The organism is Actinomycetospora sp. NBRC 106378 (assembly GCF_030269685.1).
Taxonomy (GTDB): Bacteria; Actinomycetota; Actinomycetes; order Mycobacteriales; family Pseudonocardiaceae; genus Actinomycetospora.
On the sequence record NZ_BSTT01000007.1, the window covers coordinates 206,220 to 221,273 of the forward strand.

General features: G+C 75.3%; 18 protein-coding genes and 1 pseudogene. 9 read left to right on the forward strand and 10 right to left on the reverse strand.

Annotated elements, in window-relative coordinates; genetic code table 11:
• Window positions 1–241 precede the first annotated feature (241 nt).
• The 7 genes from QSK00_RS17675 to ruvC all read right to left on the reverse strand — a co-directional run bounded on the left by QSK00_RS17675 (window position 242) and on the right by ruvC (window position 6,994).
• On the reverse strand, window positions 242–775 hold the full coding sequence (locus tag QSK00_RS17675) for an adenine phosphoribosyltransferase (protein ID WP_285592466.1): 534 nt from the start codon (window positions 773–775) through the stop codon (window positions 242–244).
• Window positions 772–2,112, reverse strand: coding sequence for a protein translocase subunit SecF (secF, locus tag QSK00_RS17680; protein ID WP_285592467.1), 1,341 nt, complete (start codon window positions 2,110–2,112; stop codon window positions 772–774). The genes QSK00_RS17675 and secF overlap by 4 nt, the downstream gene beginning before the upstream one ends.
• Window positions 2,109–3,884 carry a protein translocase subunit SecD gene (gene secD / locus QSK00_RS17685; RefSeq protein WP_285592468.1) on the reverse strand — a complete coding sequence of 592 codons (1,776 nt, stop codon included), beginning with the start codon at window positions 3,882–3,884 and terminating at the stop codon, window positions 2,109–2,111. Before secD ends, secF begins: the two co-directional genes overlap by 4 nt.
• 212 nt (window positions 3,885–4,096) lie before the next feature.
• Window positions 4,097–4,510 (reverse strand): preprotein translocase subunit YajC, encoded by a 414-nt coding sequence (yajC, locus tag QSK00_RS17690; protein ID WP_285592469.1) that lies wholly within the window; start codon window positions 4,508–4,510, stop codon window positions 4,097–4,099.
• Between the two features lie 60 nt (window positions 4,511–4,570).
• Complete coding sequence (gene ruvB / locus QSK00_RS17695) at window positions 4,571–5,644, reverse strand: Holliday junction branch migration DNA helicase RuvB (RefSeq protein ID WP_285592470.1); 1,074 nt, start codon at window positions 5,642–5,644, stop codon at window positions 4,571–4,573.
• A 34-nt stretch (window positions 5,645–5,678) separates the two neighbouring features.
• Entirely contained in the window at window positions 5,679–6,305 is a 627-nt protein-coding gene (gene ruvA, locus QSK00_RS17700; RefSeq protein ID WP_285592471.1) for a Holliday junction branch migration protein RuvA, read from the reverse strand.
• 116 nt (window positions 6,306–6,421) lie between these two features.
• Window positions 6,422–6,994: a crossover junction endodeoxyribonuclease RuvC gene (gene ruvC / locus QSK00_RS17705; protein ID WP_285592472.1), complete on the reverse strand. Its 573-nt coding sequence runs from the start codon at window positions 6,992–6,994 to the stop codon at window positions 6,422–6,424.
• A gap of 126 nt (window positions 6,995–7,120) precedes the next feature.
• Between ruvC and QSK00_RS17710 the strand changes: the two genes are divergently transcribed.
• Complete coding sequence (locus tag QSK00_RS17710) at window positions 7,121–7,585, forward strand: nuclear transport factor 2 family protein (protein WP_285592473.1); 465 nt, start codon at window positions 7,121–7,123, stop codon at window positions 7,583–7,585.
• A gap of 19 nt (window positions 7,586–7,604) precedes the next feature.
• Here the strand turns inward: QSK00_RS17710 and QSK00_RS17715 are convergent, their stop codons facing one another.
• Window positions 7,605–8,297: an alpha-ketoglutarate-dependent dioxygenase AlkB gene (locus QSK00_RS17715; protein ID WP_285592474.1), complete on the reverse strand. Its 693-nt coding sequence runs from the start codon at window positions 8,295–8,297 to the stop codon at window positions 7,605–7,607.
• A gap of 75 nt (window positions 8,298–8,372) precedes the next feature.
• On the opposite strand from QSK00_RS17715, the gene QSK00_RS17720 reads away from it, so the two are divergent.
• The 4 genes and pseudogenes from QSK00_RS17720 (at window position 8,373) to QSK00_RS17735 (ending at window position 11,164) form a co-directional block, all read left to right on the forward strand.
• Complete coding sequence (locus tag QSK00_RS17720) at window positions 8,373–8,639, forward strand: acylphosphatase (RefSeq protein WP_285592475.1); 267 nt, start codon at window positions 8,373–8,375, stop codon at window positions 8,637–8,639.
• A gap of 10 nt (window positions 8,640–8,649) precedes the next feature.
• Window positions 8,650–9,699, forward strand: a pseudogene (locus tag QSK00_RS17725) (DNA glycosylase AlkZ-like family protein); the annotation flags it as partial.
• 123 nt (window positions 9,700–9,822) lie between these two features.
• Entirely contained in the window at window positions 9,823–9,996 is a 174-nt protein-coding gene (locus tag QSK00_RS17730) for a CsbD family protein (RefSeq protein WP_285592560.1), read from the forward strand.
• Window positions 9,997–10,189: 193 nt separating this feature from the next.
• Window positions 10,190–11,164 (forward strand): FAD-dependent oxidoreductase, encoded by a 975-nt coding sequence (locus QSK00_RS17735; RefSeq protein WP_285592476.1) that lies wholly within the window; start codon window positions 10,190–10,192, stop codon window positions 11,162–11,164.
• On the opposite strand, the gene QSK00_RS17740 is transcribed toward QSK00_RS17735, so the two are convergent.
• Window positions 11,161–11,922, reverse strand: a complete 762-nt coding sequence (locus tag QSK00_RS17740; RefSeq protein ID WP_285592477.1) for a uracil-DNA glycosylase family protein — start codon at window positions 11,920–11,922, stop codon at window positions 11,161–11,163. The genes QSK00_RS17735 and QSK00_RS17740 overlap by 4 nt on opposite strands.
• Window positions 11,923–11,982: 60 nt before the next feature.
• Here QSK00_RS17740 and QSK00_RS17745 point away from each other — a divergent pair, with 60 nt between their 5' ends.
• The 4 genes from QSK00_RS17745 to QSK00_RS17760 all read left to right on the forward strand — a co-directional run bounded on the left by QSK00_RS17745 (window position 11,983) and on the right by QSK00_RS17760 (window position 14,470).
• Complete coding sequence (locus QSK00_RS17745) at window positions 11,983–12,723, forward strand: hypothetical protein (protein WP_285592478.1); 741 nt, start codon at window positions 11,983–11,985, stop codon at window positions 12,721–12,723.
• Between the two features lie 85 nt (window positions 12,724–12,808).
• The gene (locus QSK00_RS17750) at window positions 12,809–13,315 is read left to right on the forward strand and encodes a hypothetical protein (RefSeq protein ID WP_285592479.1); all 507 of its coding nucleotides are present in this window, start codon (window positions 12,809–12,811) and stop codon (window positions 13,313–13,315) included.
• Complete coding sequence (locus QSK00_RS17755; RefSeq protein WP_285592480.1) at window positions 13,312–13,947, forward strand: hypothetical protein; 636 nt, start codon at window positions 13,312–13,314, stop codon at window positions 13,945–13,947. The genes QSK00_RS17750 and QSK00_RS17755 overlap by 4 nt, the downstream gene beginning before the upstream one ends.
• A gap of 37 nt (window positions 13,948–13,984) precedes the next feature.
• On the forward strand, window positions 13,985–14,470 hold the full coding sequence (locus QSK00_RS17760) for a hypothetical protein (RefSeq protein WP_285592481.1): 486 nt from the start codon (window positions 13,985–13,987) through the stop codon (window positions 14,468–14,470).
• On the opposite strand, the gene QSK00_RS17765 is transcribed toward QSK00_RS17760, so the two are convergent.
• The gene (locus QSK00_RS17765) at window positions 14,460–14,903 is read right to left on the reverse strand and encodes a DUF3293 domain-containing protein (RefSeq protein ID WP_285592482.1); all 444 of its coding nucleotides are present in this window, start codon (window positions 14,901–14,903) and stop codon (window positions 14,460–14,462) included. The genes QSK00_RS17760 and QSK00_RS17765 overlap by 11 nt on opposite strands.
• Window positions 14,904–15,054 lie beyond the last annotated feature (151 nt).

The window sequence follows — 15,054 nt, forward strand, 5'->3', positions numbered from 1 at the left end:
GGCCGGATGTGGTCAATCCCCTCCCGCCCGACGGGTCGCCGAGGGTCACGTCAGGCAGCTTCCGACGCCCGAGACCCTGCCTGGTGCCACTCTCGTGGCGCGGACGGCCGGGGTCGGCCCGGAGGTCGGCCGGGGGTCGGCCGGGGTCGGGCGGGGTCGGCGGCCGCGAGGGTCACCTCAAGCAGGCTCCAGGGCGCGCAAGCGCGCCTGGCGTGAACCTCGCTGGCGGAGTCGGGCCGGGTCAGCGTTCGAGGACCGTGTGCACCGGCCGCGCCCCGAGCCGGCCACGCCCACGGAGGCCCGGCAGCTCGAGGACGACCGAGAGGGCCCGGACGTGCGCGCCGCAGCTCTCGACCAGCTCGCTCGCGGCAGCCGCCGTCCCACCCGTGGCCAGCACGTCGTCCACGAGCAGCACCTGCGCCCCGGCGGTGAGGACCCCCGCGGGCAGCTCGAGCGTCGCCGAGCCGTACTCCAGGTCGTAGGACCGCGACGCGGCGACCGCGGGCAGCTTGCCCTGCTTGCGCACGGGAACGATGCCGAGACCGAGCGCCTGGGCGACGGCGGCGCCGAGCAGGAAGCCCCGCGCCTCGATCCCGACGACGACGTCGACGGCCGTCCCGGCCACGGGGGCGCTGAGCAGGCGCGTCGTCGCCGCGAGCCCCGCCGCGTCCGCCAGGACCGGCGTCAGATCCCAGAACCGGATGCCCGGCTCCGGGAAGTCGGGGACCGCGCGCAGCAACTGCTCGACGGTCCCGCGATCGTCGGCCGGGCTCACCGGCGGCGCTTGCCGCTCGGCCGGCCCGACTTGCCCGCCGGCCGTGCTCCCGGCCGGGGCGCCGCCGCGCGCCCGTCGACCACCGGGCGGGACGAGGCGCCCGCCCCTGCGGCAGCCACGGCCCGGGTGTCGATGACCTCGGTGTTCTCGCCGCGGGTGGCGCCCTCGTCGCCCTGGCCGCGACGCGCGTTCTTCTGCCGACGCGCCGCGACGCGCTGGGCCTGCTGGACCCACACGCGGTCGCGCATCGCGAGGTCCACCACGATCGGGGTCGCGAGGAGTACCGAGGACGCGGCACCGATGACCGTGCCGACCAGCTGCACCAGCGCGAGGTCGCCGAGCACGCCGACCCCCAGGAGCACGACGCCGACCACGAACAGGCCGATCAGCGGCAGCGCGGCGATGAGCGAGGTGTTCAGCGACCGCATCAGGGTCTGGTTGACCGCGAGGTTCGCGGCCTCGGCGTAGGTCCGCCGACTCAGGCTCTGCAGGCCCCGGGTGTTCTCGCGGACCTTGTCGAACACCACCACCGTGTCGTAGAGCGAGAACCCGAGGATCGTCAGCAGGCCGATCACGGTCGCGGGCGACACCTCGAAGCCGACCAGCGAGTACACGCCGGCCGTGACGATGATGTCGTTCGCGAGCGCGACGAGGGCCGCGAAGGCCATCCGCCGCTCGAAGTAGAAGGCCAGGTAGATCGCGACCAGCACCAGGAACACGACGAGCGCGATGAGGGCCTGGCGGGTGATCTCCCCGCCCCAGCTCGCGCTGACGGCGCTGTCGCTCACCGCGTTCTGGTCGGGCGCGCCGGCCGTGTCGAGGGGCTGGAACCGGTCGAAGAGGGCCTGACGCAGGGCGACGACCTCGCTCTGCGAGAGCCGGTCGGACTTGATGATGATCGTCGCGTTCTCGCCGGTGCCCGCGGTCTGCACGGACTCGGCGGGACGGCCGACCGACTGGTCGAAGACCTGCTGCACCTGGCTGACCTCGGCCACCCCGGTCGCGCCGCGCGCCGGGAACTGCACCGAGGTGCCGCCCTCGAAGTCGATCGAGAAGTTGAAGCCACGCAGGATCATCGACAGCAGGCACACCACGACGACGGCGCCGAACACCGCGTACCAGGTCTTCGAGCGGCCGACGACGTCGATCCCGCCGTTGCCCTCGTAGAGCTTGTCCAGCCGGCTGCGGCGCACCTGGCGCGCGGCGGCGGGGTCGGGCTCGTCGTCGGGGTCGGCGTCGTCCGCGTCGAGGTCGGTCGCGCCGGGGACCAGGTCCTCGGGCTCCTCGTCGCGGGGTTCGCGGGCGTCACGGCCGGAGCGGCCGCCTGCGCGGGTCATCGGGCACCTCCGCGGCCGGAGCCGCTGCGCGTGGTCGAGCGGGTCGATCGGGTGCTGGAACTGCGGGGGCCGTCGGGACGCGCTCCCACCCGCGGCGTCGTCCCGGCACGCGGACCGGAACGCCCCGTCTGGTTCGCGACCTTCCCGAGGCCCGACCACGCCGGGCTCGCGAACAGCTTCGAGTTCGAGGCGAGCGCGAGCAGCGGGTGCGTGACGAGGAAGACCACGACGAGGTCGAGGATCGTCGACATGCCGAGGGTGAACGCGAAGCCCCGGACCTGCCCGACCGCGAGGACGTAGAGCACGACCGCGGCGAGGAAACTGACCGCGTCGCCGGAGAGGATCGTGCGTCGCGCGCGGGTCCAGCCGCGGGGCACGGCGGAGCGGAAGCTGCGGCCCTCGCGCATCTCGTCCTTGATCCGTTCGAAGAAGATGACGAACGAGTCCGCCGTGATGCCGATCGCGACGATGAACCCGGCGACGCCGGCGAGGTCGAGCGTGAAGCCGATGCTCCGCCCGAGCAGGACCAGCACGGCGTAGACGATCGCGCCCGAGAGGACCAGCGAGAGGATCGTCAGCACACCGAGCGCCCGGTAGTAGAACAGGGAGTAGACGAACACCAGGATCAGGCCGATGACCCCCGCGATCAGCCCCGCCTCCAGCGACGCGAGGCCGAGCGTCGCGGAGATCGTCTGTGCGTCGGAGGTGTCGAAGGACAGCGGGAGCGAGCCGTAGCGGAGCACGTTCGCGAGGTCCTGCGCGGACTGCTGGTTGAAGTTGCCGCTGACCTGGGAGTTGCCGGCGGGCTGGGCCGCCTGGATGACCGGCGCCGACACGACCTCGGAGTCGAGCACGAAGGCGACGGCCTGGCCGATGTTCGCGCTGGTGTACTGCGCCCAGATGCCGGCGCCCTCGGACTTGAAGGTCACGTCGATGACGTAGCCCGCGCCCTGCGGGTTGGGGCTGGCGTTTGCGCCGGCCACCTCGGTGCCGGAGAGGATCGACGGGCCGAGGACGTACTTGGCCGTGCCGTCGCGGTCACACGCCACGAGCGGACGCGTCGGGTCGTCGTACCCGCGCAGCGGGTCGTCCGCACTGCAGTTGAGCGCCTGCAACGCCCGCGCCTGCACCGTGGGGTCGGTGCTCTGCCGGGTCTCCTTGGCCTGGGCGATCGCCGCCGCCAGCCGCGGGTCCTGCGAGGTGCCGCCGCCGGGCGACGGGGACGGTGGCGTCGGTTGCTGGGCGGGCAGCCGCACGGCCTGCCCGGCGGGCGCCTGCCCCGGCGTGGCCGCACCGGCGCCGCCGGTCTGACCCTGCTGGCCCGTCGTGCCCTGCTGGCCCGTCTGACCCTGCTGGCCGGTCTGACCCTGCTGCGCCGCGGGCGGCGTGGCCGCCACCGGCCCGTTGACGACGGGGCGGAAGTAGAGCCGGGCGGTCTGCCCGAGGCTGCGGGCCTGGTCGCCCGACGTGCCGGGCACGGTGATGACGAGGTTGTTCCCGTTCTGGACGACCTCCGCGCCGGACACGCCCAGACCGTTCACGCGCTGCTCGATGATCTGGCGCGCGAGGTTCAGCTGGTCGGGCGTCGGCGCGGCCCCGGTCTCGGTGCGGGCCGTGAGGGTGACCTGCGTACCGCCCTGCAGGTCGATACCGAGCTTGGGGGTGGGCCGACCGTCGCCGGTGAGGAACACCAGGCCGTACAGGACCACCACGATGGCCACGAAGAAGGCCAGGTAGCGCCCGGGCCGGAACCGGACGGTGGGAGGGGCCACGCTGCGAACTCCTGGGTCGGGCGGGATCGGATCCTCGCGGTCGGGCCCCGCGCGGCGGGCCCGGCGTCGATCACGCCACCCGCCCCACGGGCGCCGCGGCACCGGGGCCGCGACGGCCCGCGAAGGACCTCACCGCAGGGTAGGACCACCCTCCGACAGCGACCGCACCCGGCCCGTGACGGGCGGCCGGGTGACGTCCGCTAGGGACGGTCTCAGTTGTTGCGGGACTCCTTCGAGCCCGCGGACACACCGTTGCCGTTCTGGTGCGCGTCCTGGGGCTCGCCGGCCACGACCGGCGCCTGCACCGTGGTCGACGGCTCGTGCTCCACGTCGTCCTCGAGCTCGTCGGCCGGGACGACGCCCTCGGCGTCGGTGGACAGCTTCTCGCGCACCGCGGCACGCAGCCAGGTGGTGATCACGTCGGGCGCGATCTCGAGGTCGATGGTGCGCTCGTCGTCGGTGTCGACGACGGTGCCGCTGATCCCGGAGGTCATGAGGACGACGTCCCCGACCGCGATCGCGTTCTGCAGGCTCTCCTGCTGTTGCTGCTGCTTCTTCCGCTGACGGTTCGAGAAGAAGATCATGCCGATCATGAAGACGATCAGCAGGGGGAAGAGGAGGTCCATCTCACTCCAATGCGGGTACTCGGTCGGATTGACGGTGGGTCCGCCCCCGAGTCTGCCAGCTCAGCCGAACAACGTCGGCGGGCCCTGCTCATCCGATTCGTCCCGGACGTCCGGTTCCGGCGGTGTCTCGCCCAGGTGGCGCCAGGCCGCCGGGGTCGCCACGCGGCCCCGCGGGGTGCGCGCGAGCATGCCCGCGCGCACCAGATAGGGCTCGCAGACCTCCTCCACGGTGCCGGGCTCCTCCCCCACCGCGACGGCGAGCGTGGAGACGCCGACGGGGCCGCCGCCGAAGGAGCGGACGAGGGCACCGAGCACCGCGCGGTCGAGGCGGTCGAGCCCCAGTTCGTCGACGTCGTAGACCGCGAGCGCGGCCCGCGCCACGTCCCGGGTGACCCGCCCGTCGGCGCGCACCTCGGCGTAGTCCCGCACCCGGCGGAGCAGCCGGTTGGCGATCCGGGGGGTGCCCCGGGAGCGGCGCGCGATCTCGCGCCCGCCGTCGGGCAGCAGGTCGACCTCGAGGATCTGGGCGCTGCGGCGGACCACCAGTTCGAGGTCCGACGGCTCGTAGAACTCCATGTGCCCGGTGAAACCGAAGCGGTCGCGCAGCGGGCCGGTCAGCGAGCCCGCCCGCGTGGTGGCGCCGACCAGCGTGAACGGGGCAACGTCCAGCGGGATCGAGGTGGCGCCGGGCCCCTTCCCGACCACGATGTCGACCCGGAAGTCCTCCATCGCGAGATACAGCATCTCCTCCGCCGGACGCGCCATCCGGTGGATCTCGTCGATGAAGAGCACGTCGCCCTCGACCAGGTTGGACAGCATCGCCGCGAGGTCGCCCGCGCGCTCCAGGGCGGGGCCGCTCGTGATGCGGACGCCGCTGCCGAGCTCGGTGCCGATGATCATGGCGAGGCTCGTCTTGCCGAGGCCGGGCGGCCCGGAGAGCAGCACGTGGTCCGGTGGGCGACCGCGACGCATGGCGCCCTGCAGCACGAGATCCAACTGCTCGCGCACGCGCGGCTGCCCGATGAACTCGGTCAGCCGAGCAGGCCGCAGCCGGTTCTCCAGGTCGGACTCGCCGACCTCGCGGGTGGCCGCCAGTGCCCGCTCCAGGTCGGCCGAGAGCTCGTCGCCGCTCATGCCCCGCCCCCGCTGCCCGGCCGGTCCCGCTCCGTCACCGGTTCGGTCCCAGCCGGTGCAGCGCCGCGCGGAGCACCGCCGACGACCCGGCCGTCTCGCCGAGCGCCCCGACGGTCTCGTCGACGGCCTTCTCGGCCGGCTTCGCCGCGAACCCGAGCCCGACGAGGGCCTCCACCACCTGCTCGCGCATGGTTCCCGACGCGACGACCGACGCGGCGGCGCCGTCCTCCGCACCCGCGGGCAGGTCGGCCACCGGGTCCGGCGGCGCGACCTTGTCCCGCAGCTCCACGACGAGCCGCTCGGCGCCCTTGCGGCCGATGCCCGGCACGCTCATGAGCGTGGTGAGGTTCCCGTCGGCGAGGGCCCGGGACAGCGCCCCGGGGTCGAGCACTGCGAGCGTGGCCAGCGCCAGCCGGGGGCCGACGCCCGTGACGGTCTGCAGCAGGCCGAACAGCTCCCGTTCGGCGGCGTCGGCGAAGCCGAACAGGGTGAGCGAGTCCTCCCGGACCACGAGCGCCGTCTCGAGCCGCGCGGCCTGGCCCCGGCGCAGCCCGGCCAGGGTGGTGGGCGTCGCCTGGACCGCCATCCCGACCCCGCCGACCTCGACCACCGCGTGGTCGAGCCCCACCGAGAGGACCTCCCCGCGCACCGACGAGATCATCGCCCACCTCTCCCCGACCGACCCCGTGCCACGAACACCTGTTCGACGCGGAACGCTACCGAAGGGGAGCGACGATCACGCGCGGACCCGCCGGGCGGCGTGCCCGAACGGGTCGGTCAGCGGGTACTGCGCCGACGGGTCGCGGCGGCGAGCTTCGCGGCGTGGACCTTCGACAGCTCGGCGGCCCGGGCCTGGGCCTCGGCCATCCGGGCGGCCATCGGCGCCCGCCAGCAGTGGCAGACGGCGAGCGCGAGGGCGTCGGCGGCGTCGGCGGGTTTCGGCGGCGTGTCGAGGGAGAGCACGCGGGTGACCATGGCCGTCACCTGCGCCTTGTCCGCGCGCCCCGACCCGGTCACCGCCGCCTTGACCTCCGAGGGCGTGTGGAACGCGACCGGCAGCCCGGCGCGCCCCGCGACGAGAGCCACGACGCCGCCGGCCTGGGCCGTCCCGATCACCGAGCGCACGTTGTGCTGGCTGAAGACGCGCTCGACCGCGACGACGTCGGGTCGGTGCCGGGCGATCCAGCCCTCCACCGCGTCAGCGATCGCGCCGAGCCGGGCCGCCACCTCCTCGTCGGGCGGGGTGCGGACCACGTCGACGGCGATCGCGCGGACCTCGCGGCCCCGCACGCCCTCGACCACGCCGAGGCCGCACCGGGTCAGCCCGGGGTCGACGCCCAGTACCCGCATCCGTCCCCCGTCGCTCGGTGGTCCACCCGGTGGACCAGGTGGCCCCGGTCGCACGCTACCGACCGCTCCGGGACGACCCGGACGACGACGCGCCCGGCACCGTCCGGACGTGGTGAGGTGATCACCATGAGCAGCCCTGACGAGGCCCGTCCCCCGTTCCCGCCCTTCGATGCCGAGACCGCCGCGAAGAAGGTGCGGGCCGCGGAGAACGCCTGGAACACCCGCGACCCGGAGAAGGTGTCGCTGGCCTACACCTCCGACACGGTGTGGCGGAACCGCAGCGAGTGGGTGCGGGGACGCGAGGAGGTCGTGGCCTTCCTGACCCGCAAGTGGGAGCGCGAGCTCGACTACGCCCTGCGCAAGTCGCTGTGGGCCTTCGCCGGCAACCGGATCGCGGTGCGCTTCCAGTACGAGTGCCGCGACGCCGACGGGCAGTGGTGGCGCTGCTACGGCAACGAGAACTGGGAGTTCGCCGAGAACGGCCTCATGCAGCGTCGCGAGGCGAGCATCAACGACCTGCGGATCACCGAGGACGAGCGCCGCATCGTCGGGGCGCGCGCCGAGGGCGACGAGTCCGACATCCCCGTCTGACCGCAACTCCCGGCCGGGCTCAGCGCAGCGCCCAGGCGGGGACCTCCCGCGCCCGCTCCGACCGTGCCGCGACCGGCCCGGGGTCGGAGTGCCGGAAGGTGACGCTGATCCGCGGGCCGGCACCGGGATCCTTCGGCACCGTGTGCTGCCACTCGTGCTGGCACCGGCCGCCCATCACCAGCAGGTCGCCCCCGCAGACGGTGAGCCACCGGGTGCCGCCGCCGCGCCGACCGCTCCCGCCCGCCGGCCCGACCGGCCGCAGGCCGAAGCGTCGAGGCGCGCCCAGCGAGACGATCGCGACCACGGGCGCGGGATGGGTGAACCGCACCCGGTCGCCGTGCCACGCCACCGAGTCCGTGCCGTCGCGGTAGAAGTTCGCGGACACCCGGTCGAACGACTCCCCGTACCGCTCGGCGAGCTGCGGCGCGAGCTCGTCCGACGGCGCCGGAGCGTCGGCCAGCGCCCACCCGCAGGTCAGGCGCGGCTCGACGATCTCCTGCTCGAACATGCGCCGGCGACGCTGCTGCCAGGGCACCTCGTGGACCAGGCGCCCGAACCAGTCCTCGGCCCCCGCGAGCCATCCCGGCACCACGTCGACCCACGAGCGCTCGTCGAGCTGCGTGCGGTGGGCCCCCGACCAGGACACGTCGCCGGGGCGCGCGCCCACGAGGTCCGGGCCGTCGAACAGGGAGGGGGTGAACACCGCGGTCATGCCGTACAGTCGAACACATGTTCGAGAGCAGGGCAAGTCGCGTCGGGAGGCGGGCCCCAGGGTACGGAGCACGCCATGAGCGCACGTCACCTCGTCGTCCACGGCACCGTCCAGGGCGTGTTCTTCCGGGCGAGCACCGAGCAGGAGGCCCGACGGCTCGGGGTGGCCGGCTGGGTCCGGAACCGGTCCGACGGCACCGTCGAGATGGTGGCGGAGGGCGCGGACGAGGCGGTCGACGCCCTGGTCCGGTGGGCGCACGAGGGGCCGAGCCGCGCGGAGGTCACGGGGGTGGACGTGACCGACCGGGAGCCCGAGGGGCTCGTCGGGTTCGAGCAGCGGTGAGGACCCCGCCGTGACCGTCCTGCGTCCCGGGCGCGTCCTCGCCCGACGGGCCGCCCGCCACTTCCTCGCCGGTCCTCGCGCCGCACGGGCCGTCGACGTCGCCGCGCGCCTGCTCGGACTGCAGGCCCAGGTCGTCGCGGCGGCGGAGCAGGCGGTCGCGGTGCGCGGGCCGGCCGCCACGGACGTGCGCGACGGGCTCGCGCACGGATCGCTGGTCCGCACGTGGAGTGCCCGCGGCACGCTGCACGTCCTCGACACCAGGCAGGCGCCGGACGTCCTCGCGCTCCTCGCGGCCGCCCGCACCTGGGAGAAGGGCGCGTGGCAACGGGAGTTCGCCACGGCGGCGGAGATCGCCCGGCTCGCCGAGCTGGTCGGGGGCGCCCTCGCCGGGGAGGTGCTCACCCGTGACGAGCTGGTCGCCCGCCTCGCGCCCCACGTGTCGGGGGAACTGGCCACCCGCCTGTCGTCGGGGTGGGGCACCGTCCTCAAGCCGCTGGCCTGGCAGGGACTGCTCGTCAACGGCGCTCCCCGCGGTGGCCGACCCACCTTCACCACCCCGCCCTGGGACGCGCTGCCCGACCCCGACGACGCGGCCCGCCGCGTGATCCCCGCGTACCTCGACGTGTACGGGCCCGCGAGCCCGGCGACGTTCGACGCCTGGTTGCTGCGCGGCGGCACCCGACGGGCGACCCTGCGCCGGTGGTTCGCCGACCTCGTGGACGCCGGGACGGTCACGCCGGTGGCCGTCGGGTCCGCGGAGGGCGAGCCCCGCTACGCCCGCACGGCGGACCTCGACGACCTGACCGACGGCCCGGTCCCGCCGGACCATCTCCGCTTCCTGCCGGCGTTCGATCCGTGGGTGCTCGGCCCCGGCACCCGGGACACCGAGGTCCTGGCCGCCGAGCATCGCGGCCGGGTCAGCCGGACGGCCGGCTGGATCTCGCCCGTGGTCGTGCGGGCCGGGCGGGTGATCGGCACGTGGTCCGGCGTCGACGTGCACGACGTGGAGCTCTTCCACGACACCGACCTGCCCGAGGCCGAGGTCGCGGCCGAACGCGAGCGGTGGGCACGCGTCCTCGGGACCCCTCCGGACGGACGGGGCGGTTCCGGGTGGACCGGATCGGGTACGCCTGGCGCCGAGCGGGTCGAGACCGATCCGACGCCCAGCACGGAAGGGGACGCCATGAGCGGCGCCGACAAGGCCGAGAACAAGGGCGAGGAGCTCAAGGGCAAGGTCAAGGAGTCCGCCGGGAGCGCGGTCGGCAACGAGTCCCTCGAGGCCGAGGGCAAGGCCGACCAGACCAAGGGCAGCCTCAAGCAGGCCGGCGAGAAGGTGAAGGACGTCTTCAAGTCCTGACCCGCCTTCCTTCCCGACGGCGCCCGCGGCCCCCGGCCCGGGCGCCGTCGTCGTTCCCGGCCCTGGTCGGAACGCGAACGGATCGTGCGCGGTACGACTCCCGGTGGACCACCAGCGGGCAGTGTCAGGTCCGTTCGGGTGACGCCTGCGGACCTCGACGCACGGCTGCACGCAGCGTCGCTACGGTCCGTTCGTGCTGAGCACCTCACCGACCCGACCCGAGGTCGTGGTGGTGGGCGCGGGTGTCATCGGGCTGACCGCGGCGGTCGTGCTGGCGACGGCAGGCGTGCGCACCGAGGTGTGGTCCGCGGAGGACCCGGACGACACGCCGTCCGCGCGCGCGGGCGCCGTGTGGACCCCCGTCCCACAGGCGCCGCTGGACGCGTCCCTGGCGTGGGCCGCGCGGTCGCTGCACGAGTTCTGCGGGGCGAGCCGCGTCCCCGGCTCCGGCGTCCGGCTCGCGGAGGGCCTGACGCTCGTCGAGCCCGTCTCCGCCGTGCGCCTGCCCCCGCTGACACGGCTCTCTCCCGACCTGCGCGACGCGGCGCCCGGTGACCTGCCGCCCGGGTTCGGGGCCGGTCTGCGCTACCGCGTCCCGGTGATCGACATGGCGCGCTACGTCCCATGGCTGCTCCGGCGGCTCGGGGAGGCGGGCGGCCGGGTACGGAGACGGCAGGTGGCGGGCCTCGGCGAGGCGCTGGCCGCCGCACCCGTCGTCGTGAACGCGTCCGGGCTGGGCGCGCGGGAGCTGACCCCGGACCCGACCGTCCGGCCGGTGTTCACGCAGTACGTCGTGACCGACAACCCGGGACTGGACCGGGTCGTCGTCGACACGACCGACCCGCGACGCTGGGTGTCGATCGTCCCCCACGCCGACCGCGTCCACCTGGGCGGCGTGCGGATCACCGGGCGCGACGACGACCGGCCCGACCGCGAGCTGGCCTCGGACGTGCTGCGGCGCTGCCGGGACCTGGAGCCGGCCCTGCTGGACGCCCGCATCACGCGGATCGACACGGGGCTCCTCCCGAGTCGCCCGACGATGCGCGTCGAGGCCGAGCTGCGCCCGGACGGCCTCGTCGTGCATTCCTACGGTCACGCGGGCGGCGGGGTCACCGTCAGCTGGGGCGCGGCACACGCGGTGGCCGCGCTGGTCACCGACCGCGCCTAGAAGGGGCGCCGCCCGACGGCCCGGGTGGGCGGGACGACCTCGCCCCGCGCCCGCTGCGCGGCGTGGCGCAGCACCTCGACCAGTCGGTCCCCGTTGCGGCGCCCGGTCAGCGGGTCGAGCCGGTCGTGCACCAGCGGGTTCGGGTGCGGCGCCCGCGAGACGGTGGCCGTGGTGAGCTGCCACGGGAGCCCGGCGCGGCGAACCAGGACATCCCATGCCTTCGCCGCCGGAGCACCCAGCAGCACGACCTCGGCGGGCGGCGCGCCGAGCAGGTCGAGGAACTCCCCCAGTCGCGGCTTGGCGCGCACCACCTCGTCGGCGAGGCGCCGCGGGGGGTGGTGGTTCGGGTTCGCGATCCACCACGGCACGAGGTGCCAGTGCAGCGTCACCTCGTGCCCGAGCCCCGCCCGGTCGGCGGCCCGGTAGAGGTTGGCCGAGACGGCGTCGTTGGCGTAGCGGCTGACGAAGCCGCTGTTGTCCTCCGCGTCGGCGGCCGGTTCGTGCAGGAGCAGCAGTACCCGGGCGCCGTCGGCCGCGGCGGTCGGGTCGACGTACGGGATGTTCTCCAGCGTGGTGTCGCGGAGCCGGTCGACCCAGCGGTTCAGCCGGCCGGGCCCGCCGTCGTGGCGACGGGCCCACCAGTAGGCGTGCCGCTCCGGATCGATCTCCCGGCTGAACAGCTCGCCGCGCCGCTGGGCGAGCCGGTTCCACACCACCCGCTCCGGGCGTGCCACCGGGCGCCGTTCGTCCTGCACCACACGACCCACCCTAGGGTGCGCCACAATGCGCGGCGTGCTGGTCGCGCACCGGGTCCGCTGATGGCCGACGACGTCGTGGTGCGGCTGGTCGGCGGCCCCGACCACCCCGGGGAGCTCGACGCCTCCGGGTTGCGCGGCCTGCTCGGCGCGGTGCAGCTGCTCTGCACGCGGGTGGCGCGCCACCTCGTCGACCAGGCCCGTCCGGGCCGCAGCGCCGGGGTCGTCGAGCGGTCGGCGCGGGTCCGCGTGGTGGGGCTCGCCGGGGAGGGCGCGACGACCGTGCTGCGGTGCGCGGTCGGCGAGGAGGGCGTCCTGGGCGACGGGCTCGAGCACGAGGTCACCGACGCGGTCTTCGAGCTCGTCCGCGGCCTGTGGAACGAGGTCCCGCCCGCGTGGACGACGCCGCTGCTCGGGGAGGCGTGCGTGGAGCTGCTCGACGCCCTCGCCCGGGTGGCGCGCACCGCCACGTTCGGGGGCGCCCGGTTCCGGGAGGTCAGTTTCGCCCCGGCCGCCCTCTCGCGGGACGCCTGGCCGCGGGAGGACGCCCCTCGCCGCTACGGGGCGGTGGCCACCGTGCGCGGCCGGCTCGACCGGGTCGACCTGCGACGACGGGTGCTGCGGGTGCTCGACGAGACGGGTGCAGACGTGGTGGTGGAGAGCGTCCTCGCCGGGTTCGACGCCGATGCCGACCCGTTCGTCGCCGCCGCGCGCCTGATCGGCAGCGAGGTGGTGGTCTCCGGACCCGCGAGCCGCGGCCCGGGCGGCCTGCGGCTGCGTGGGGCGACGGTGCGGCCGGCCTGACCCGGGACGGGAAACTCCTCGGAACCGATCGGCGCCCGGCGCACTCCAAGGGGATGACGGCACACCCGTGATCCCAGGAGGCACCGTGCGCACGACCGTTCCGACGGACCCCGTCCTCGGCCCGACCCGCCATCCGCAGGCCCTGCCCGGCTGGGACGACGTGGTGGTCACGGCCCTCGTCCCACCCGCCGCGCTGCCGGTGCTGCGGGCGGGGCGCCCCGGGGAGACGGTCCGGGTCGCGCTCGCCGTCGCCGAGCACGAGGTGCGCCCCGCCTTCGTCGGCGCCGACCGCTGGCGGACCGATGCGCGGGCCCGGCTCGACGCCCGTGGGTCCTTCGGCCGTCGCCCCGGAGACCCGCTCTGCTCCCCCGGGCACCTGACGGTGGCGGGCCGGTGCTGGCCGCTCGGCGCGGGCGCCGACGTGCGCCCCGGTGCACGGCTCGAGGTCGCGGGCCTGCTCCACGTCGTCCCCGACGCCGGGTGGTACGCGCGGCGCTGGACGGTACGCGCCTGGCGCCGGGCCGGCCGCGACGTCCTGGTCGACCTCCTCGACCCGGGCGACGACACGGCGCACACCGGGAGCCCGGCGTGAGACCGGGGCGGGAGCGTCCGCGCCGGCGGCCGGTGCGGGTGGCGGGCGCCCGTCGCGGGGGGCCCGTGGTCGTGCACCGGGGCCGCGCCGAGGAGCTCGCCGTGCAGCTGCCGGGGACGTTCCTCGACGACCCGGAGCTGGCCTCGTTGGTCCCGGGCGCCGAGATCGAGGCCGCGCCGGCCCTGTTCGTGGCGGAGATGCTGCCCGCCGGTCCCGGTCCCGACGGCTGGACCCACGACGACCTCGGCCTCGTGCGTGCGCAGGGCACGGTGCTGACGGCGCCGCCGAGCGGGGAGGACCCGGTCCCGGTGAGCGTCCTCGACGCGGGCGAGCGCCTCTTCCCGCTCTTCTGGTCGACCACGCAGCCACGGACGGGGCGGACGGCGGTGGCCGGGGCCCTCTACCTCGACCCCGACCTCGCGCCCGGCACGGGCCACGGCGAACAGGTCGCCCTGTGCCGCGAGCGCTACCGGGTCACCGCCATCCGGTTGTCCTCCCGCCTGTCGTGGCGCCCCGAGCCACCCCGCCACCTCGACGGTGTCCCCGAGCACGTCGACGAGGGCCTCATGCTGGTGGTCGGCCTGCTGCCGGTGGGGGTCACCGACACGCCGCCTGCCCCGCGCTCGGGCTGACCGGAGGCTGACGGTGTCAGGGCCTACGGTGCACGGCGTGCAGGTGGAGGCGGTCGTGCCGGCGTGGATGCTGGCCGACGGCGAGTACGTCGGGCTCGGGCCCGGCGATCCGGTCCGCACGGGGTTCGCGCTCGCCGTCACCGCGGCCACCGGCGCCGGCCCCTACCCGGAGACCGGGGCGCTCGAGCAGAACGGGGACCGGCCCGGGCTGACGACGGTCCGGGGACGGACGGCGGTCGTCGGTCGCACCGTGCTCCTGTGCGTCGGGTCGTGGGCGCTGGTCCTGCTCACCAGCGGCCGCGTCGCCCCCGAGGTCGACCTGCGCGTGGAGGGGTGGCTCACGGTCGAGCCCTACCTCTGGCTTCCCGACGGCGAGCTCGCCCGCACCCGCCCCGACGGTCGGCTCGGGTGGACGGTCGCGCGGGTCCGGGCCGTCGACGACGCGGCGCACGACATCCCGCGGCTGCCCGCGGAGGCCGACGTCGATCCCGACGCCGCCTACGTCCTCGACCTCACCCGCTGAGGGTCCAGCCCGCGTCGACGGCCGGTCCGGCGTCGCAGGGCACGATCGACCACGCGGCGGCGCTCCAGCGGAAGATCGCGTCCTGGCCGTGGCGGGCGCCGAGGGCCCGCGCCTCGTCGTCGGTGAGGCCCTCGACCAGCACGCTGCGCTCGGTGTGCGAGCCGTCGGCGGCGCCCGCCTCCGCGTCCCACCGGCGGACGTGCGCGGGGAGCTCGTGGACGAGGGCCTGCTGACGGCGCGCGTTCTCGGCCGGGGAGAACCGCGCCGGGCCGGGGTCGAAGGCGGTGAGGACGTGCACCGGCCCGGCGAAGGGGAACCGGCCCGTCGTCGTACCCGGCGGGGCGGGATGCACCTCGACCGTGCGGCCGTGCAGATCGGGGACCCGCAACCGCGCCCGGCGATAGCCGGCGAAGCGCTCCTCCCGGTCGGTCACGCCCGCATTCTGCCCCCTCCGGTGCGACCGATCGCCTGCTCCGTCGCCGTCCGGCCCACCGCCACCGCGGGAGGCTCGCCGACGCCGGCACGCGGCGGTCGTCGTCGGTCCGCTGCTCGCGTGGCCGTGCTGATTGTGCCGGGGTGGCGGT